Source organism: Gemmata sp. SH-PL17 (genome assembly GCF_001610855.1).
GTDB lineage: Bacteria > Planctomycetota > Planctomycetia > Gemmatales > Gemmataceae > Gemmata > Gemmata massiliana.
Genome location: NZ_CP011271.1, coordinates 2,648,845 through 2,669,379, shown reverse-complemented (window position 1 = coordinate 2,669,379; position 20,535 = coordinate 2,648,845). Strand labels below are relative to the sequence as shown.

The 20,535-nt window shown below is 62.0% G+C and carries 11 protein-coding genes and 3 rRNA genes; 5 read left to right on the top strand and 9 right to left on the bottom strand.

Annotated elements, in window-relative coordinates; all coding sequences use genetic code 11:
- Positions 1-22: 22 nt before the first annotated feature.
- From VT84_RS11055 to VT84_RS11030, 6 genes are all read right to left on the bottom strand, one after another.
- Positions 23-1,521: ribosomal RNA gene (locus VT84_RS11055) — 16S ribosomal RNA — on the bottom strand.
- Positions 1,522-1,849: 328 nt separating this feature from the next.
- Positions 1,850-1,957, bottom strand: a 5S ribosomal RNA gene (gene rrf, locus VT84_RS11050).
- A 155-nt stretch (positions 1,958-2,112) separates the two neighbouring features.
- Positions 2,113-4,868, bottom strand: a 23S ribosomal RNA gene (locus VT84_RS11045).
- A gap of 1,055 nt (positions 4,869-5,923) precedes the next feature.
- On the bottom strand, positions 5,924-6,280 hold the full coding sequence (locus VT84_RS11040) for an SET domain-containing protein-lysine N-methyltransferase (protein ID WP_052559737.1): 357 nt from the start codon (positions 6,278-6,280) through the stop codon (positions 5,924-5,926).
- A 105-nt stretch (positions 6,281-6,385) separates the two neighbouring features.
- Entirely contained in the window at positions 6,386-6,913 is a 528-nt protein-coding gene (locus VT84_RS11035) for a hypothetical protein (RefSeq protein WP_052559738.1), read from the bottom strand.
- A gap of 324 nt (positions 6,914-7,237) precedes the next feature.
- Positions 7,238-8,683: a sigma-54-dependent transcriptional regulator gene (locus tag VT84_RS11030; protein ID WP_082839558.1), complete on the bottom strand. Its 1,446-nt coding sequence runs from the start codon at positions 8,681-8,683 to the stop codon at positions 7,238-7,240.
- 290 nt (positions 8,684-8,973) lie between these two features.
- Between VT84_RS11030 and VT84_RS11025 the strand changes: the two genes are divergently transcribed.
- Positions 8,974-9,414, top strand: coding sequence for a hypothetical protein (locus VT84_RS11025; RefSeq protein WP_052559740.1), 441 nt, complete (start codon positions 8,974-8,976; stop codon positions 9,412-9,414).
- Positions 9,415-9,605: 191 nt separating this feature from the next.
- Here VT84_RS11025 and VT84_RS11020 read toward each other — a convergent pair whose 3' ends face one another.
- The gene (locus VT84_RS11020) at positions 9,606-10,685 is read right to left on the bottom strand and encodes a cytochrome-c peroxidase (protein WP_204249742.1); all 1,080 of its coding nucleotides are present in this window, start codon (positions 10,683-10,685) and stop codon (positions 9,606-9,608) included.
- A 189-nt stretch (positions 10,686-10,874) separates the two neighbouring features.
- On the bottom strand, positions 10,875-12,044 hold the full coding sequence (locus VT84_RS11015; protein ID WP_082839557.1) for a cupin domain-containing protein: 1,170 nt from the start codon (positions 12,042-12,044) through the stop codon (positions 10,875-10,877).
- Between the two features lie 451 nt (positions 12,045-12,495).
- Here VT84_RS11015 and VT84_RS11010 point away from each other — a divergent pair, with 451 nt between their 5' ends.
- On the top strand, positions 12,496-14,823 hold the full coding sequence (locus VT84_RS11010) for a response regulator (RefSeq protein WP_082839556.1): 2,328 nt from the start codon (positions 12,496-12,498) through the stop codon (positions 14,821-14,823).
- Here VT84_RS11010 and VT84_RS11005 read toward each other — a convergent pair.
- Positions 14,820-17,888 carry a PAS domain S-box protein gene (locus tag VT84_RS11005; RefSeq protein WP_082839555.1) on the bottom strand — a complete coding sequence of 1,023 codons (3,069 nt, stop codon included), beginning with the start codon at positions 17,886-17,888 and terminating at the stop codon, positions 14,820-14,822. The two genes, VT84_RS11010 and VT84_RS11005, sit on opposite strands and share 4 nt — an antisense overlap.
- Before the next feature lie 364 nt (positions 17,889-18,252).
- On the opposite strand from VT84_RS11005, the gene VT84_RS40720 reads away from it, so the two are divergent.
- The 3 genes from VT84_RS40720 (at position 18,253) to VT84_RS10990 (ending at position 20,369) form a co-directional block, all read left to right on the top strand.
- Complete coding sequence (locus VT84_RS40720) at positions 18,253-18,948, top strand: hypothetical protein (RefSeq protein WP_239465773.1); 696 nt, start codon at positions 18,253-18,255, stop codon at positions 18,946-18,948.
- A gap of 174 nt (positions 18,949-19,122) precedes the next feature.
- Positions 19,123-19,662, top strand: coding sequence for a transposase family protein (locus VT84_RS38365; protein ID WP_052561604.1), 540 nt, complete (start codon positions 19,123-19,125; stop codon positions 19,660-19,662).
- A complete protein-coding gene (locus tag VT84_RS10990; RefSeq protein WP_239465915.1) occupies positions 19,590-20,369 on the top strand; it encodes an ISL3 family transposase in 780 nt (259 codons plus the stop codon). The genes VT84_RS38365 and VT84_RS10990 overlap by 73 nt, the downstream gene beginning before the upstream one ends.
- The last annotated feature ends 166 nt before the right edge of the window (positions 20,370-20,535 follow it).

The window sequence follows — 20,535 nt, the reverse complement described above, 5'->3', positions numbered from 1 at the left end:
CGGTACTTGTTAACATCCTTAGAAAGGAGGTGATCCAACCGCAGGTTCCCCTACGGTTACCTTGTTACGACTTAGTCCCAATCAGAAAGTCCGGCGTCGGCCGCGGCAAAGCGGACTTCGGCCGTCCCTCCCTTTCGTGGCTTGACGGGCGGTGTGTACAAGGCTCAGGAACACATTCACCGCGGTGTTGCTGACCCGCGATTACTAGCGATTCCGGCTTCACGTAGGCGAGTTGCAGCCTACGATCTGAACTGGGGTGCAATTTTTGTGATTGGCTCCTGCTCGCGCAGTCGCTTCACTTTGTGTGCACCATTGTAGCACGTGTGCAGCCCTGGACATAAAGGCCATGAGGACTTGACGTCATCCCCGCCTTCCTCCGGTTTAACACCGGCAGTCCCTCTAGAGTGCTCCTTGCGGGTGGCAACTAAAGGTAAGGGTTTCGCTCGTTATGGGACTTAACCCGACATCTCACGACACGAGCTGACGACAGCCATGCAGCACCTGTACTCGGCTCCCTCTTGCGAGGTTCGTTACCGTTTCCGGCTCCTACTACCGAGCGCTTTCGCACATGTCAAGTCCAGGATAAGGTTCTTCGCGTAGCCTCGAATTAAGCCACATGCTCCACCGCTTGTGTGAGCCCCCGTCAATTTCTTTGAGTTTCAGCCTTGCGACCATACTCCCCAGGCGGGGTACTTAGCATTTTAACTTCGACAGTAAGCTCATATCTAGCCTACTATCTAGTACCCATCGTTTAGGGCTAGGACTACCGGGGTATCTAATCCCGTTTGCTCCCCTAGCTTTCGCGCCTCAGCGTCAGAAGAGGTCCAGCACGCCGCCTTCGCCACCGGAGTTCCTGTAGATATCAACGCATTTCACCGCTCCACCTACAGTTCCGCATGCCCCTACCTCCCTCGAGGCCGTCAGTATCTGAGGCAGTTCCACGGTTGAGCCGCGGGATTTCACCCCAGACTTGACAGCCCGCCTACGCGCCCTTTAAGCCCAGTGATTCCGAACAACGTTCGCACGGTTCGTCTTACCGCGGCTGCTGGCACGAACTTAGCCCGTGCTTATTTTTGGGATAGATCACACCTTGCGGCTTTTCTCCCCCACTAAAGAGCTTTACAACCCGAAGGCCTTCATCGCTCACGCGGCGTCGCTCGGTCAGGCTTGCGCCCATTGCCGAAGATCCTCGACTGCAGCCACCCGTAGGTGTCTCGCCAGTGTCTCAGTGCGAGTGGCGCGGGTCGTGCTCTCACACCCGCTAGACATCTTCGCCTTGGTAAGCCGTTACCTTACCAACTAGCTAATATCACATGGGCCCCTCTGAGGGCGATAAATCTTTGGTCTCACGACGTCATCCGGTATTACCCACCATCTCTGATGGCTATCCCGAACCCAAAGGTAGGTTACCCATGCCTTACTGCCCCTTACGCCGGTTCCCCCTTGCGGGATTCCCCCGACTTGCATGCCTAATCCACGCCGCCAACGTTCGTTCTGAGCCAGAATCAAACCCTTCAAGTTTTTATTACACCACGGCACTCTCGCGCCGCGGTTCTTGTTGAGTTCAACACTTGCCGTTGTTCGGTCATCAACTCAAAAGACCTTGACCGGTCTGGCACCAATCACCAACCCTCGCGGGCCAGCAATTGGCTCCTTACTTGGTCAGAGATCCGGGTCGATGCCGATTCAACGACAACAACCCGCACCTCTCAGCTATCGCTACCGACTTGTCAAAGATCAGCTCTATCTAACCACCGAAGCGAGTCAGACAGTTCACTCCAGAGAGTGTATTACAGACCAGTCACTTCGTCCACTGTCGTGTCGAGAACCGATCTAAATTTCAAAAAGTAGCCGGCGATACCTACTCTCGCGCTGGACGCACTACCATCGGCCCCGAGCGTTTCACGGCCGTGTTCGGAATGGGAACGGGTGTTTCCGCTCGGGTCTGGTCACCGGCAAGCTGCTTCAAATCTGCTTGAAGTCGCTGGGGGCGAGGTTCGGTCGCCCGGTGACCCCAGTGTGACCCGGGGTCGTTGTATCGTTGTCAACGTGGTGAAGCAGTTAGTCGCACTGTGCCGCATGACATGCGACACGAGCGAGGAAGCGAGCAATGCGGCCAAGCGCTCGGCTGTTAGTACCGGTTAGCTGAGTGTGTTACCACACTTACACGTCCGGCCTATCGACCTCGTGGTCTACGAGGAGCCTTCGCTTGCGCGGGATACCTGATCTTGGGGGAAGTTTCACGCTTATATGCCTTCAGCGTTTATCCCGTCCACACGTGACTACCCAGCGGTACGGCTAGCGCCATAACTGGAACATCAGAGGTGTGTCCCTCCCAGTCCTCTCGTACTAGGGAGAAAGCCCCGCAAGTATCCTCCGCCCACAGCAGATAGGGACCGACCTGTCTCACGACGGTCTAAACCCAGCTCACGTACCACTTTCATCGGCGAACAGCCGAACCCTTGGGAGCTTCTCCACCCCCAGGATGTGATGAGCCGACATCGAGGTGCCAAACCTCCTCGCCGCTATGAACGCTCAGAGGAGATAAGCCTGTTATCCCCGGAGTACCTTTTATCTGTTGAGCGATGGCCCTTCCATCCGGGACCACCGGATCACTAAGGCCGACTTTCGTCCCTGCTCGTCCCATCGGACTCGCAGTCAAGCACCCTTCTACCTTTACGCTCGATGCCCGATTGCCAACCGGGCTGAGGGTACCTTTGCACTCCTCCGTTACCTTTTAGGAGGAGATCGCCCCAATCAAACTGCCCACTTAGCACGGTCCCTGACGCTACACACGTCAGGTTAGAATTCAAACACGGCAAGGGTGGTGTTTCATCGCCGACTCCCCACGCACCGAGATGCGCGGTTCATAGTCTCCCACCTACACTACGCATGCCGGGTCTAAACCCAATACCAAGCTGCAGTTAAGGTTCACGGGGTCTTTCCGTCTAGCTGCGGGTATGTCGCATCTTCACGACAACTACAATTTCACCGAGTCTCTCGTGGAGACAGTGTTCCGGTCGTTACGCCATTCATGCAGGTCGGAACTTACCCGACAAGGAACTTCGCTACCTTAGGACCGTCATAGTTACGGCCGCCGTTTACTGGAGCTTCGGTTGCGAGCTTCACCTTACGGCTAACCCTCTCCCTTAACTTACCAGCACCGGGCAGGCGTCAGTCTGTATACCGCGGCTTGCGCCTTCGCACAGACCTGTGTTTTTAGTAAACAGTCGCCAGAACCTTTTCACTGCGGCCCCCTTGCGGGGGCACTCCTTTTCCCGAAGTTACGGAGTTAAATTGCAGAGTTCCTTCACGAGAGTTCTCTCGAGCGCCTTAGAATATTCATCTCACCTACCTGTGTCGGTTTTAGTACGGTTTCTCGCACGGTTTTCTCGGCCGGTCCGCGGTGGATATCGGGGTCTTAAGTGCCCTGAGGCAATCTGATCAGCCTACACCACCTTGAACCGGCGTCCCGTGTTGTGCGAGGAGCGCAGGAATATTAACCTGCTCCCCATCCGCTACGCCTTTCGGCCTCGCGTTAGGCACCGGCTAACCCTGGGCGGATTTACCTTCCCCAGGAAACCTTAGGTTTACGGCGAACGGGATTCTCACCCGTTTTATCGTCTACTCATTCCGGCATAATCACTTGCATGCGCTCCAGGGCTCGTTGCCCGTACCCCTTCGCCGCACACGCAACGCTCTCCTACCGTGCATTGCTGCACCCACCGCTTCGGTGTCGTACTTGAGTCCCGTTCATTATCGGCGCAGGACTCCTCGACCAGTCCGCTATTACGCGTTGTTTAAATGGTGGCTGCTTCTAAGCCAACATCCTGGCTGTCTCGGGAATCCAACTTCCTTTCGCACTGAGTACGACTTCGGGACCTTAGCGGGTGATCTGGGTTGTTCCCCTCTCGACGATGAAGCTTATCCCCCACCGTCTAGCTGCCCGGACTGGTACACTGGTATTCGGAGTTTGGCTTCGACGGGTAGCCGGGTAGGCCCCCGTTCGAAATCAGTCGCTCTACCCCCAGCGTCAACTATCCGAACGCTAACCCTAAAGTTATTTCGGAGAGAACGAGCTATCTCCACGTTTGATTAGACTTTCACTCCCCCACACAGCTCATCCCATCGGTTTTCAACCCAAATGAGTTCGGTCCTCCATGAGGTGTTACCCCCACTTCATCCTGGCCATGCGTAGGTCACGTGGTTTCGCGTCTACCGCACCCAACTTAGCGCCCGTTTGAGACTCGCTTTCGCTTCGGCTCCGGGCCAGAGGCCCTTAACCTGGCTGGTTACGGTAAGTCGCCGGATCATTATGCAAAAGGCACGCGGTCACCCGTTCCCGTGAGGGCATAGGGCTCCCACCGCTTGTAGGCATGTGGTTTCAGGTTCAGTGTCCTCCCCTTATCGGGGTTCTTCCCATCTTTCGCTCGCGCTACTTGTTCGCTATCGGTCACCAGAGAGTATTTAGCCTTGCGGGATGGACCCCGCCGATTCGGACTCACTTTCACGTGTTGAGTCCTACTCAGGATACCGCTCGGCCCTTGCTCCTGTCACGTACGGGACTTTCACCCTCTGTGGCGGGTCATTCCAGACCCTTTCGTTAGGAACTCGGGATCCTAAATGCGGTCCTACAACCCCACGGTGTTACCCGTGGTTTGGGCTGTTCCGCGTTCGCTCGCCGCTACTGACGGAATCGAGGTTTCTTTCTCCTCCTCCAGGTACTGAGATGTTTCAGTTCCCTGGGTTCGCTCGGGTACTCCGGGATCAAAGCTCGTTTGACAGCTCCCCCGGACTTTTCGCAGTCTTCCACGCCCTTTCGCCTTCTGGTGCCAAGACATCCCCCACACGCCCTTACTAGCTTGGCCGCATTGCTCGCTCCCCCGCCACGTCGCCGCAACAGGTTCACAAGCACTCTTCCAGCTAGCATCGTCCCGAGTCACTTGGGTGCGACCCGGGCTGACGATTCATTTCTCACTTCTAAGGCTCGTGTCTTGTCTTTGCATTGTCATGCACTCGGCCACCACTCACACCGGACGAACCGACCCTTTCGGACCGAACCAATCCGCCGCCAGTGGCACCGAACAGATGCAACTAACTTGCTTCACCACGTTGTCAAAGATCGATCTCGCGAGCGGCCGAACCGCTCGCACTTTTTGGGCAATCAGTGCCGGCCCGTTAAGGCCCGCCCGATCACCCGAGTGGTCCGCTCGCCCTGTCGAGCGAAGCGAACCAAATACCAACCCGAACAACCAACCCCGACCCTTCTCACTCCCACACCCACTCGCGACTCATCGTCGCTCAGTGAATGTTATCAGCAGCGACCCGATCGCCAACCCTATTTTCTTTCGCAACCCCTTGCAGGCGTTGCACTTGCGTCACTGCTGCGAAGTTAACTTACCGCCGCCCCCGCCACCCGTCAACCGCCCCGAAAAAACTTTCTCGCAGATCCCACCGAACTCTCTTTGATCCCAGCGATTCCGGCGGCCAAAATCCGCACTTGAGTCAAAAACCTCTCGCCGCGAACCCATTCGAGCAACCAGAACTCAACCCGATCACGCACCCAACCAAACAACACTCAGCCCGATCGAGCTAACCAATGTAACCTTTTCCGATCGGGAAGCAAAACGTCCCACTCGCCCGTACTCGCGGGCGCCACCTGCGACTCGTGCCCTGGTTCTAGGAGTGCTGGTTCACCGACGGATGCGGGACACGCGGTCCCGCCAAAACAAACCCACTTCGCTGGGAAGACTGAGGTATAGGGACTCAACCAGACGTTGCCAAGACTAACCCAATAGCGACTTCCCCTCACCACACATGCTTCGCACCCAACCCCAATCGGTTGATGACGATGCGCGCCCTCACTTTTCCGCTCTGCGATTCCGGCCGATTCCGAAAAAGGCCGGAATCCAGCACGGAAAACTTACAAATCGTCGTACCGAATCAACAACTCCTCACCCGCGACGATGTCACGAAGCGCGAAGTAAATGTAGTTCGCGTCGTGCCCCAAGTTCGGATCTTCTGAGTCGTTGAGATACCACCCGACGCTCATCCGATTCAGGCACTTGGGCAAAAAGCACTCGGTTTCGTACCGCGTCACGAAGTTCTCTTTGATCTCGGCTGGCACATCGAGAGCGGCAAACTCCTCCCAGGTCAGTCGCCGCACGTCGTCTTCAGCGAACAAACCGGTCAGCACCGCCCCTTTCGGGATGTTCGTTGCTGCGAACACACCGACACCCGCCCCCTCAATGGTGGAAGGCTTCAAGCGGAAGAACTGCATTTGCAATTATCCGGCGAGTAAGTGTCGGAAGGGAACGTGAACCACTGCGGGACTTGCGCCCCGACGCGGACTCAGATCCGCGCCGGGACCGTTCGATGAAACAGATCAGCTCAACAGTCGGGCGAACACGCGCTTGATGCCCGCGTGCCCCTCGTACTTTTCGAGCCACTTCCCGTGCTCTTCGACGTCCAGGCGCAGCCCGCTCTCGCCGCGATCCTCGGCCATTTCCAGGTATTCCGAAACCGGCAGGTAGAAGCTCGTCCGCTCCTCGCCCTCTTCGTAGAGGAACGCCAGCACGCCCTGCGCTTCGACCAACGGCTTGGCGTCGTCGCGCCGAACGTCGAGTCCCGCGTTACTCGCCTCGATCTTCACGGGAATGAACGCCGTGTGCGCGCGGTTCGTAGCGACCACGTTCACGCCCTTGTTCACGACCGACAGGTACGCGCGCAGCCCGTTGACGATCAGCGCGCTCGCGACCTCGGCCCCGTACCCCTCCATGTCCAGGATCATCCCGTTATCGACCCGGCGAACCGGAGCAGCGGCCGCAACGGGTTCAGCGATCTCGGGGGTTTCGAGAACCTCGTTCTCTTCTTCTTCTTCAATAACCGGCTTCTTGGTCTTAGCCTTCGCCATGACTCACCTAAACCTCCTGTGGGAACGAGTAAAGTAGGACGCCGACCTCGCTCGTCCAGTTGGCCGGCACAGGTTTTCTGACAATCGCACCGCGCGACCGATCGACCGTGGCGCCCGAGGCTACCAGTCTCATCGGCAAATCGGCCGGCGCAATTCGGGTTTCGTCTCGACGAGAGAAGGGGAGCGGCGCCGGGGCACCAGATCCGTGGCCCTTCACTTACACGCGGTTGGCTCTCATCACTCTCGAAATGGCACGTCGAAAACGCTGTGCGGACCGTTCTCAGTTACTCAATTAATGCAGTATACACCACAAACCGGTCAAGCTTAATCGGTATCGTCCTCGGAACCGTCGGTAAACCGCGGGGTGATGTGCAGTTCGCGCAGCCTTCGCCGTAAAGTCTGGCGCGCGACACCGAGAATTTTCGCGGCCTGCAACTGGTTCCCCCGAGTGTACTCCATCACTAGAGGCAGCAGAACGCGATCGAGTTCGCGGTGCGCGTCGTCGTGGAGCGTTTCGCTCCCCTCCGCGAGGCGACCGCGGATGAATTCTTCCAGGCTCGAACGCTCAGTCGTCAGTGCAGGACCAGCGGTAGGTGCTGGCTCCGCAACCAGTTCCGGAAGCATCGCCGGGAGCAGCACCGATCCGGCCGCACCGAGGAGCGCTTGCTTCAGGACGCTCTGCAATTCGCGCAGGTTTCCGGGCCAGGGATACGCCCGCAAGCGATCCATCACCTCCGGACTGATCTCGCGCACGTCGCGCCCGAGTTCACGATTGAACCGCCGGAGGAAGTGCTGAATGAGTACCGGTAAATCGTCCCCGCGCTCACGCAGCGGGGGCAGGTGGATCGTGAACACTCCGAGCCGATAATACAGGTCAGACCGGAACCGCCCGTCCGCCGAGACTGCTTTCAAGTCGCGGTGCGTGGCGGAGATGATTCGGACGTCGGTCGTGATCGTCTCGCCGCCCCCAACTCGCTCGAAAGTCTGCTCTTGCAGCACGCGGAGCATTTTCGCTTGGAGCGCGAGCGGCATATCGCCGATTTCGTCGAGAAAGAGCGTTCCGCCCGAGCACTGCTCGAACTTGCCGATGCGCTTGCGGTCCGCGCCCGTGAATGCCCCCTTCTCGTACCCGAACAGTTCGCTTTCCAGCAAGTTTTCCGGGATCGCCGCGCAGTTCAGCGCGAGGAAAGTTGCCCGACTGCGGCGACTGTGCTGATAAATCGCCCGCGCGACCAGTTCTTTACCGGTTCCGCTCTCACCCGTAATGAGTACCGGCACGTCCTGCGCCGCGACCCGGCCGATCGCCTTGTAAACCTCCCGCATCGCCGGGCACGCCCCAACGATCGCCCCGCCGACGTCTTCCTCTGGGAGCGTTTCGGCCAGCACCGCCGGTTCCCGCATCCGTTGGGCGACTTCTGCCGCTTCCCCGACGACCCGCCGGAGCTGCGCTGGGTTCAGTGGCTTGAACAGGTAGTCGAACGCCCCGCGTTTCATGGCTTCGATGGCCGCGTCCGCATTCTTCGAGAGCGTCACGAACACGACCGGAATCCGGGCATCGACCGCGTGGATCTCTTCGTAGATGTCCAGACCGGGCCGATCGGGTAACCGGAGATCAAGGAGCACAACGTCCGGCGCGGTCTCTCGAACGCGCGCGACGCCGGCCGCGCCGGTCCGCGCGACCTCGACTTTGTGTGCGGGCGCCGGGAACGCATGCCGAACCTGCTCGGCGATTAGGTCCGGATCGTCGTCGATGAGTAATACGTGGGCCATGAATGAGTCGCAACCGGCCCTGATAATGAATCTGGTAGGTTCAGACCCATTCTCGCAACTGCACGCGGCGCCGGCCACACTCGAATCGAATTCCGAATCTGCATCGCGCACACCCGACCGCGATGGTCGCCCGGCGCGCATCGCGCCCGACTCCCAATCACCAAATCACGGTCACACGGACGGCTTCTACCTGCAAAACCGAGCGTTTCCATTTCTCATTTTGAAGCGGTACACGTTTTGCCATTTACCCTCTTGCCCAATTCGCTCAAAGTGTACAAGGCACATCTGTCATGACTCCCATCGAAACAATTAACGAAGCAGACGATCTCACACTTTTCACCCGCTTCCCCGATCCGACCCGGCGCCACGGGTGCGTGGTCGCGATCGCCGACCGCGAAACGCGGTTGCTCGTCGCGGACCACCTGGAACACCTGGGGTACGACGTCTGGGCGGCCGTCTCGGGCCTGAGCGCCTACCGCGCCTGTACCGAGTTCCACGCGAACATGGACGTACTGGTATGCGACGAGAACCTGCCCGATCTGCCGCCACTCGTTCTCTTCAATCGGCTGAAAATGCAGCTCCCCGGCCTCCAGTGCTGCGTCCTGGCCTCGGTAAAGTACCGCGAATCCGTGGACGAGCACTCGTGGGCCGCGCCGGTCGTTATGGACGTCGCGGGCTGGCGCAGCGGGATGCTGTTCGTGAACGTCGTGGTGACAACCGAGTCGGTGTAAAAGAAAACACAGGGCTTCCGCCCTGTGCTACGTCAGTCGGCCCCTCCGGGGCGAAAACCAGAAAACGATCTGTCACCCGATCACCTTCATCCCTTCTCGATAAGGCAGTGAAGGTCAATGCCTTTCCGCCCCCGGAGGGGCCGGCGGACGTAGCACAGGGCGGAAGCCCTGTGAACCAGAGAGTGTGCTCGTTATTTAAAGCCCGCCGGAGGAAGAACCGGAGCCGTGATGAAGTCCGCGGGCGGTTTACCGGTGAGGCTCTTAAGAAACGTGACGATCGCCCCCGTGTCCTCGTCCGACAGCGTCTTCCCGAGTTGGACACGGGCCATCACGCGCACCGCACCGGGCAGCGTATCGACCGAGCCGTCGTGAAAGTACGGCGCGGTCATTTCGACGTTACGTAGCCCCGGAACTTTGAACGTATAGGTATCGGCAGCGTCCTTCGTCAGATCAAAGCGCCCCTTATCGATCTCCTTGCTGCCGGTTGCTTTCCAGTAGTCTTCTTTCACTCCGAACTTGCGGAACTTGCTCCCGCCGATCCCCACTCCGCCGTGACAGTTCGCACAGCCGATATCCATGAAGATCCGCAGCCCGTTGCGTTCCGCGGGGGTGAGAGCATCGGCCTTACCGCCGAGGTATTCATCGAATCGCGACGGCGTGACCAGCGTGCGCTCGAAGGCCCCGATCGCTTTGCCCCAATTGTCCGCACTGACCGGATCGGTGTCGTCCGGGAACGCCTTCTTGAACAGTTCCGGGTACCCGGCAATCGCGTTGACGCGCGCCATCGCCGCGGCAAAATCCGGGTTCCCGAACCCCGGGCCGGTAAGGGCGTGTTTCGCCTGCGCTTCGACGTTCTCGAAGTCGCCGCGCCAGTGCTGTTTGAACTGCAACGCGGTGTTGAACAGCGTGTTCGCGTTGCGCGGGAGCACTTTGTCGCGTGCGCCGTGTGACTTCGGCAGCGCGTCGGTCGCGTACAACGCGGACAGGTGACAGCGAGAGCAACTCACGGTGCCGTCGACCGAGATCCGGGGATCGAAAAACAGTTTGCGCCCCAAGCTCACGCGCTCCGGCGAAACCGGGAACTCGCGCGTCGCCATGTCCTTCGGGAGCGGCTCAAAGGTGTCCCGCGCGTCCTTGAGTAACTCCGCGTCCTTCTCTTGTGGTGCGTCAGCAGCCAAAGTGAGTTGCGGTCGTTCGCCCCCGATCAACATAACGGGAACCAGAAAACCCCACAGCACTACGCGCCGAATCGTTCCGCTCGTGGCTCGCACGGTGTTTCCTCCGAGTTAGAGATCCCTCGCTACACAGTGACTCAGCGCACGGCCCACACGGACCGACTGGTAAGAACGAGCACCACACGAAGTCTCCCCGTGGGTCCGTTGTGGGAACAACCCACGCTCCGTGCGGGCGTTCATCACCAGCCGGCCCGTGTGGGCCGCGCGCCTGATCGGTCCCGGACGTTACTTTCCAGGCGCGATGAACACGTCCTGCTTCGGGAATTTCTCGAACAGCGAAGTCGGCTTGCTGAAGTTCGTGGCCAGCACGTCGGCCGGGTTCCCGGCGATCCACTGGGACAGGTCGATGGCTTCGTAGTTGCCGGTGTTGAACCCGATGAGCACCCGGCACGGTCGGTCGCCGACGTTCTCGATCGAGTGCCCGTACCCCTGCGGGATGTACCCCACGTCGCCCTTCTCCATTTGCTCGGTCCGGTACCGGCCGTGCGAACCGAACATCGTCACGCTGATGTTCCCATCGATCACGTACTGCCACTCGTCGGCGTTCGGGTGCCAGTGCAGTTCCCGCAGCGCGCCCGGTTCGAGGTCGAGGACCACGCCCGTGACCGTCTTCGAGATCGGGAACCGGGTCGAATCGACGCGCCACTCGCGCCCGCCCTTGAAGACCTTGTGCGGGGGCTGTTCGAGCAGTTCGTACTTGTGCGTGAGGGGCGGCAACTTGCGCCCCTGGAGCGGGGCCGCGGGCGTGGCGGGCGGCACTGCGCCGCGTGCGAAGTAGACCTCGTCCTTCGGGAACCCATCGAACGCCGATTCGGGCAGCCCGAAGTTCTTCGCCAACAGCGCCTTCGGCGTGTGCCCGATCCAGTCGGTGATACTGAACGTGCCGAACTCGGAGAAGTACCCGTTGTCGAAGATCAGGATGAAGTGGGCCGGCTTGTCGCCCAGGCACTCGAGCATGTGGCCGTGCCCGCGCGGGAAGTACCACACGTCGCCGGGACCGAAGTCGTTCGTCTCGGCCGCTCCCTGGGGGTCGATGACCGTGGTCCGCACGTGACCGGTCAGCACGAACGCCCACTCCGCCGCGGTCGCGTGCCAGTGCAGTTCCCGCATCGCCCCCGGTTCGAGCGTCATAGACACCCCTGCGATCCCCTTCGAGATCGGCAGTTGAACGACGGTCGCTTCCTTCCCCGAACTCTTCCCGATGACCTTCCCCTCCGACTTCTCCAGAGCGAACTTGAACGTCGGCAGATCCTTGTCGGCGAGCAGGTGATCGGGAACGTTGTTCATGAAGGTCGGGTCGCCCGCGTTCGCGCGCCCAACCGCACTCAGCGTGGCAGTGGCCGCCGCGAACGCCGCGGCGCTAGTCAGGAAATCTCGACGTTGGAGCTGAGACATCGCATCACCTGTGTGAAGGAATGTGGGATACCGAACTCGATCACGTACTTGTCTCGTGCGACAGACGGCCAAAGCAACCGCGATGCCGGAGCGCGAAATGTGCCCCGCACACCGCAACGGGGAGCATGTGAAACCGCGATTCTACCGCGATTTCATGTGCGTGTGAATTTTGTGCGTGCCCGCCGCGGTACCCAAATCCCACGCCCTGAGCGAGTGGCACTCGCGTGGTACGGGATCATCCAAGTTGGCCACTCGGCGCGTGAGTGGTTCCAGTTCCCCTGCGCAAGCCACTCGTTTGGCGCGTCAATTACCCAACAATCGCGGCGTCATCGAATTGTGCCGCGTAAGGGTACGGCGTTCGCTCTACCCGCTGGCCCGTACCGATGTTCGGAACGTGTGGGTAGAACGAGAGGTGCGCCCCGCTTGGGGTTGCCTGTGTAATGAGGCAGGAATGGACGAGCAACGACCCGATCGGCGCATTGGTTACAGCGTCGCACTGGCGGCCACAACGATCACTTTCGCGCTCCGACTGGCGCTCTGGCCGCTCATCGGGGACGTGGTTCCCCACATGGCGTTCCTCCCGGCCGTCATGCTCGCGGCCTACGTCGGCGGGTTCAGGCCCGGGCTTATGGCCACCGCTCTGAGCGCGGTGGCCGCGAACCTCGTGTTCACCGAACCGCACTTCCACCTGGGGATCAAGAGCCTCAATGCCGCGGTCGCGCTCCCGCTATTTTTGCTCGTTGGGATCATGATGAGCGGTGTGTGCGAGGCGCTGCACCGCACGCGGCGCCGGCTCTTGGCGGAAGAACGCGCCCGGGCCGCCGAAGCGATCCGCGAAACGGAAGAGCGCCTGGAACTGGGCGTCCGCGGGTCGAACGTCGGGATCTGGGATCTCGCGCTGCCCGACGGCACGTTCGAGAACGGGCGCCTGACCGCGGTCAACCTGTGGGAGCAGTTCGGCTACACGTCCGAACCCCCGCTAGACTTCGAGGGCCGCATCGCCATGTGGCACCCCGACGACCGGGACCGCGTGCTGCGCGCCGTTCACGCCTGCCTGAAGGGAGAAACGAAAGATTTCGAGGCCGAATACCGGCTCCGGCACCGCGACGGCTCGTACCAGTGGCGCCTCAACCGCGGCGTGGTTGTGCGCGACACCACCGGGCGCCCCACGCGGTTCATCGGCAGCAGCGTCGACATCACCAACCGCGTCCGGGCCGAAGAGGAACTCCGGCGCGCGAAGGAGATCGCGGAATCGGCGAACCGGGCGAAGGACGAGTTCCTAGCCAACGTCAGCCACGAGATCCGGACCCCGATGAACGCCATTCTCGGGATGACCGAACTGACGCTCGACACCTCTCTGAACGCGGACCAGCGCCAGTGGCTCGAAACGGTCAAATCGGCCGCGGAGAACCTGCTCGCGATCATCAACGATCTGCTCGATTTCTCGAAGATCGAGGCCGGGAAGATGGAACTGGACCCGATCGACTTTTCCCTGCGCACAGCGCTCGATGATGTGATCCGTGCGCTCACTCCGCGTGCCCAGCAGAAGGGGTTGGAACTGACCAGCCAGGTTCGCGCGAGCACTCCCGATGCCCTGACCGGTGACGCGGGCCGGTTCCGTCAGGTGCTCCTCAACCTGATCGGCAACGCGGTCAAGTTCACCGAACGCGGCTCGGTAACCGTCGAGGTAGCCGTTCAAGAAACGCAGACCCCTGATGCGTGTCTCCTGCGCGTCTCGGTACAAGACACCGGAATCGGGATCGCACGCGACAAGCGAGAAACGATCTTCCGCGCGTTCGAGCAGGCCGACAATTCCATGACGCGCAAGTACGGTGGCACCGGGTTGGGGCTGTCGATCGCGTCGCGGTTGGCCGGATTGATGGGCGGAGCGATCACGGTGGACAGCGAGTTGGGGCGCGGGAGCACGTTTCACTTCGCGGCCCGGTTCCAGTTACCGACAAAAGTGGAGTCCCCGCAGAACGCACCGGCGCAAAGCGAACCTCAAAAAATGAAACAACGGCCCTCTCTCGCACCGCTGCGAGTGCTCCTCGCGGAAGACAACGAGTTCAACGCGCAACTCATGGAGCAGCTCCTCCTCCGGCGCGGGCACCGTGTTCGGCTGGCTCCGGACGGTGAACAAGCACTCGCACTGGCCGCGGAGGGCAATGCCGATGTGTTGCTGCTGGACCTTCACATGCCGGAACGGGACGGGTTCCAAGTGATCCGCGCGCTCCGCGAACGGGAAGCGGGCACCGGTCGCCACTTACCCGTGATCGCGCTGACCGCCAGCGCTCGGCCCGAAGACCGGGCACGGTGCCTCGCCGCGGGGATGGACGATTTCCTGACCAAACCGGTTCGATCACCGGAGCTGTTCGCCGCAATCGAGCGTGTCATTCGGGGTCGTCGCGTACCAGAAGTGGCCGAATCGATGCTGACGCCTTCTGCGATCCTGGCGGCCTGCGAAGAAGACGCGGCGCTATTGGAGAAACTGTGTAAGTGGTTCCGGGACAAGGTGCCCGCGCACCTGTCCGCGCTCTCGGCGGCGTGTCGGGCGGAGAACCTCTTCGGGGTACAAGAGGCGGCCCACAAACTCGCCGGGACGCTCGCGGTGTTCTCCACCCCGGCCGGGGAACTCGCGTCGCGTGCGGAAGATCGGGCGGCATCCGGGGATCTACGGGAGGCCGTCGCACTCGCCGCGCGACTCGAATCGGCCGTTACCGCCCTGCTCCGGCAAACCGACGGGTTGAGGATCGAGCACCTCTCCGCACGGCCTCGTTAGCGCGTGGGCGCGTCGAGCACGTCGCGCACCTGGCGGGCCAGGGAACTCGGGGTGAACGGTTTCTGGATGAAGTTGACGCGCGCGGCCTCGACCCCGTGGCGCACCACCGCGTCGTCCGTGTACCCGGACATGTAGAGCACCTTGAGGCGCGGGTTCAGGGTGAGGAGCCGTTCGGCCAGCGCGCGCCCCCCGATCCCGGGCATCACCACATCGGTCAACAGCAGATCCACCGGGCGCGAGCTGCGGATCGCGACCCCGACGGCTTCCTCCGCGTGGCCCGCAGTGAGCACCGTGTACCCGCGCTTCCGGAGCGCGAGTTGTGCCAGCGCCCGGACCCCCGGTTCGTCCTCGACCAGCAGAACCACCTCGCTCCCTTCCGGCACCACGCCGTCGGCCGCGTTCTCGCTCACCACGGGGCTCGCGGTGCCGGGCAGGTAAATTCGGAACGTGGTACCGCGCCCGAGGGCCGTTTCCACTTCGATGTGCCCGCCGGACTGTTTGACGATGCCGTACACGGTCGCCAGCCCCAACCCGGTCCCCTTCCCCTGCTCCTTTGTGGTAAAGAACGGCTCGAACATGTGGCGCCGAACGGCGTCCGTCATCCCCGTTCCGGTATCGGTCACGGAGAGCCGGACGTAGGGGCCGGCGCGCACCTCGCCCCCGTCGACCGCGGCCCCGGCGCCGAGCACCACGTTCCGGGTCTCGACCGTGACGGTCCCCCCCACGGGCATCGCGTCCCGGGCGTTCACGGCTAGGTTCATGAGCACCTGGCTCATCTGCCCCGGGTCGACCTTCACGCGGAGCAGTTCCGGGTCCGGGCGCAGGACCAGCCCGATGTCCTCGCCGATGAGCCGGCGCAACATCTGGGTCACGTTCTTAATGATCTCGTTCAGGTCCAGCACCTTGGGCTGGAGCACCTGCTGGCGCCCGAACGCGAGCAACTGGCGGGTCAGGTCCGCGGCCCGGTTCCCGGCCTTCCGCACCTCCTCGACCATCACCCGCGCGGAGTCGTGCGCGTGGAGCGTGCCGAGGACGATGTCGCTGTACCCGTTGATGACGGTGAGCAGGTTGTTGAAGTCGTGCGCGATCCCGCCCGCGAGTTGCCCCACCGCGTCCATCTTCTGGGCCTGGCGGTACTGGTCCTCCAGGCGCCGGCGCTCGGACACGTCGGACACGAACCCGACCATCCGCTTCGACCGCCCGTTCGGTTCGGGGACGAAGTGCCCCTGATCGTCCACGGTGATGTACGCGCCGTCGCGCCGGCGCACCCGGTACTCCATGCGGAACGGCATCCCGGTCACCGCGCACCGCTCGGCCTCGTGCTCGAACGAGGCCCGGTCGTCCGGGTGGACCAGCGCGACCCAGCCGGCCAGTTCGGGCGGCATCTCGGCGTCCCGGTACCCGAGCGTCGCCAGGCAGCTCCCGCCCCAGTCCACGCGGTTCGTGACGGCGTCCCAGTCGTATAGCACCTGTCCCGCGGCCTTGACTGCGGCCTCGTACCGGGCCTTCCACGCGCGGACCTCGTCCGCGGCGCGCGACCGGTCCGTGATGTCTTGGTACACCCCGAGCACCCCGACCACCGCCCCGGTCGCGTCCCGGAGCGGAACCTTGCTGGTGAGCAGCACCACCCGCGACCCGTCCGGCCGGGTGAGCGCCTCTTCGATCCCGAGAACCGACTGCCCGGTTTCGATCACGCGCCGGTCGAACGCGCGGAACGCCTCGGCCTCGGCCGGGGCGGTACCCAGTTCGAGGTCCGTGCGCCCGACGACCGCCTCGGGACCGGGGAGCGCGTGGTTCCGGGCGAACAGGGCGTTGCACCCGGTATAGACCGAGTTCCGGTTCTTCCAGAACACCCCGCACGGGATGTTATCGATGACGCTCCGCAGCAGCTCCTCGTTGCGCCGGAGCATCGCCTCGCTCTCTTTGCGCGCGGTCACGTCGCGGGTGGTGATGACGACCCCGTCCCCGGTCCGCACCACCTGGTGGTGCAGCCACATCACGCGCCCGTCCTCGATGTACCACGGGAACTCTTCTTCCAGCGGCTCCCCGGACTCGACCACGCGGACGTACCGGTCGAACAGGCCCAACATCCGGGGCCGCGGGAACAACTCGCACAGCCGCTTCCCGACGACCGCCGCGCGGTCCTTCTGGATGAGGGCCAGCCCCCTCTGGTTCAAATCGGTGAAGTAGAAGTCCCGGATCGTCCCGTCCGGTCCCCGGTCACACGCGAACAGGTAGACCGCGTCCAGGCTACCCTCCATCGCGGCCCGCAACACGGTTTCCGCGCGCACGCGCTCGGTCACGTCGCAGAGGTTCACCACCACGGCCGCGACCGCCGGGTCGCGCAGCCGGTTGGTACACGTGACCGCGGCCCAGCGCCACGACCCGTCCTTGTGCTGATACCGGTACTCTCCGCTGACGACGGCCCCCGGCTCCGCCAGGAGTTGCTCGTACCGGGCCGCGAACCGGTCCCGGTCGTCCGGGTGACACCATTCGAGGGCACTGTGCCCCACCAGTTCCTCGGGGGTCCGGCCGCAGATCCGGACCGCGGTCGGGGTCGCGTACAAAATAGTACCGTCGGCCGAGAGCAGCTTGATCGCGTCGGAGCCGTTTTCGATCAGCGCGCGGAACCGGCGCTCGCTCGCCCGCAGCGCGTCCTCGATTTCGTGCTGCCGGGTCACGTCCCGGTACGTGACGACGACCGCGCCGATGCTCGGGTCACACAGCAGGTTGACCGCCCGCGCCTCCAGCCAGCGCCACGCCCCGTTCTTGTGCCGCACCCGGTACGTTTCGGTGAACGCGGACTCGGGTTCCGACAAGAGCGCCGCGAACGCGGACCGCACCCAGTCCCGGTCGTCGGGGTGAGCGTACTCGACCGCGTCGACCCCGGTGAGTTCCGCGGGCTCGTAACCCACGAGCCGGGCACTGGACGGGCTGGCGTACTCGGCCACACCGTCCGCGTCGAACAGAACGACCGCGTCCAGGCTCTTTTCGATGAGCGCCCGGAACCGGGCCTCGGCCACGGTCGTCTTTACGGAGCCAGTCACATCCACGATGTTGGGCATTGGTCGTGAGCGGCCGGGCGGATCGGCGGTCCGGTCGGTTAATGGGGTTCGGGTAGCAACACGTGAATCGTAGCACGAAGTTCCGAACGGGAACTAGTCCCGTGTGCAATTTTTCCGACCGCATCTCACAATTGACCCTTCGCAAGAATCACGACATAAGAGAAAATCTATAAACACTTTACGCCATTTACACCCGACACCACGAACGTACTTGAAAGCGCGTTTTGTTGTTGCAGCTCGTTCTTCCGTCGGCAACTAAATGGGAGGGCTGCAACGTTTAAGGGAAGTCCACAGTTGACACAAGTACATAAATCACGAACTTGCAACCGTCCGAATCGGTCGTGCTATAACGGGAGGACGACGAATGACCGAAGCGGAATGGCTCGCGTGCGAGGAACCGGCGCGGATGCTCCCGCGGGTTCAGCAGCGCGCGTCGAACCGGAAGTTGCGGCTATTTGCCGTCGCATGTTGTCGCCTGTTCTGGGACGAGTTTCCCATCGAAGTGACCCGATCGGCCATCGAGATTAACGAACGGCTCGCGGACGGCCGGGCGACCGAAGCCGAACTCCGCGCCGCACGCAACGCGGCCCACAGGGAAGCGTGGCTGGCCGAATATTACACGCGGCGCGAACCGCACGGAACCGATAGCACGGAACGGCGAGCGTACTACCGCGAGCGCCTGGGCAACGCAACGGATGGCGCGCTGATGCGCATGTACCTCGTGGCGTTCATGGCCGGTAACGATCAGCGATTACGCTCCGACGACATGCCACTGCTCCGCACGGAGCCGACGCTGGTTCGACTCGGACCGGCCCTGTTCCGCGACATCTTCGGGAACCCGTTTCGCCCCGTGATCTTCTCCCCTTCGTGGCGCACCTCAACGGCCGTATCGCTGGCGGCGCAGATGTACGAATCGCGCGAGTTTAGCGCGATGCCGATCCTGGGCGACGCACTTCAAGATGCCGGATGCGACAGTACCGATGTACTCGATCACTGCCGCGGCACCGGGCCACATGTGCGCGGGTGCTGGGTCGTCGACTTCGTGCTTGGTAAGCAGTAGGAGACAGAGAAGAAGATTTCACTGCAGAGAGCACGAGAGGGCGCAGAGAAAACCGGCTCTCCGCGATTCTTGGGGGCGTGAGAGCGTTTTCTGGCGGTTTGGTCGATTCGCAACGGGTATCCTCAGCGAGTTGAGCACCGCCACGTTCCTGCCCATCAGTTCAGGGGACTCGCCATGAACGGCGAGACCATTTCGAGCATCTGGACGGACATTCTCCAGTTGCCTGGATTCGCCGTCGTCCACCTGGAAGAAGACCGTCTCCACCAACGGTACTTGGTCACCGTGGTTCCCCAGCACTCCATCGGCGTCTGCCCCCAGTGCCAGCGTGCCAGTGAGACGATCAAGCAACGACGCAGCCGGGATCGCATTCTCGACCTGCCCATCGGTTCGCACGCGGTCGAGTTGACCGTCCGTGTGGGACAATTCGAGTGCCCGCACTGCGGTCCGTGCTTCACTCCGCCGATCCCATTCTTGGCCGAAGGGTCGCACGCCACGGAGCGGCTCCTGGGCCGAGCCGCCGAGTTGATCCGTCACAGCGACGTGGCCAACGCGGCTCGGTTCTTTGGAATCCCCGAGAAGACTTTGGAGGGGTGGTATTACGCCTTCATCGAACGGCAGCAGCAACCCGCGACGGAAGCACCATCGGGACCGATTCGTCGCATTGGAATCGACGAGTTGTCTCTGAAAAAAGGCACCGGCAGTTCGTCGCCGTGATCGTGGACCACGACCACGGGTGCGTGCTCGATGTGCTCGAAAACCGTGAGAAGGCAACGGTATTGGCGTACCTCAAGCAGCAGAAGGAACAGGGCTTGTTGAGTCGGGTCGAGGAGGTGACGACGGACATGTGGGACGCCTACGTGGAGGCGGCCCGGGAGGCGCTCGGGGAGGGCGTCGCCATCACTATCGATCGGTTCCATGTCATGAAGAACTTCCAGGACGGCCTGACGGCGGCCCGCCGGGAGTTGCAGCGGGGGCTGTCGGCGGAGACCCGGAGCCGACTCAAGGGGAGCCGCTGGTGGTGGGTGACGAACCCGGAGAACCTGCGCGAGGAGGACCGGGAACCGTTCGCCCGGTTGCGGCAGGAGTTCCCGGCGCTGGGTGCGTTGTGGGACCAACGGGAGGGCTTGCGTGCGATCTTCGAGGATCGCTCGCTCGCCACGGCGGACCAGGGGCAGGAGCGACTGGAGGACTGGATGTGCGGGGTTCGGAAGTTGGGCCTGTCGTCGTTAGACAAGTTCTGCAAGACGTTGACGAACTGGATGGGCCGGATCGCGAATTACTTCCAGAACCGAAGTAGTAACGGTCGCACCGAGGGATTCAACCACGGGCTACGCTCCATCCTGTGGCGTGCCTGGGGCATGGTCAACTTCAAGAACTTCCGGCTCCGCGTGTTGGACCGCTTCGGACGGGCAAAAACTTGAACGCCCCCAAGAATCGCGGAGAGCCTGAAAACAAAAACGCTCGTGTGCAGTCTCTCGGTTCTCCTCTGCGTTCTCCGGCCCTCCGCGGTGAAACCTTCTTCGCCGCGACCACCCACTTGCAGATGCTTGATCGCGAACTTCGTGTTGGGACGCACAAATCAAATCA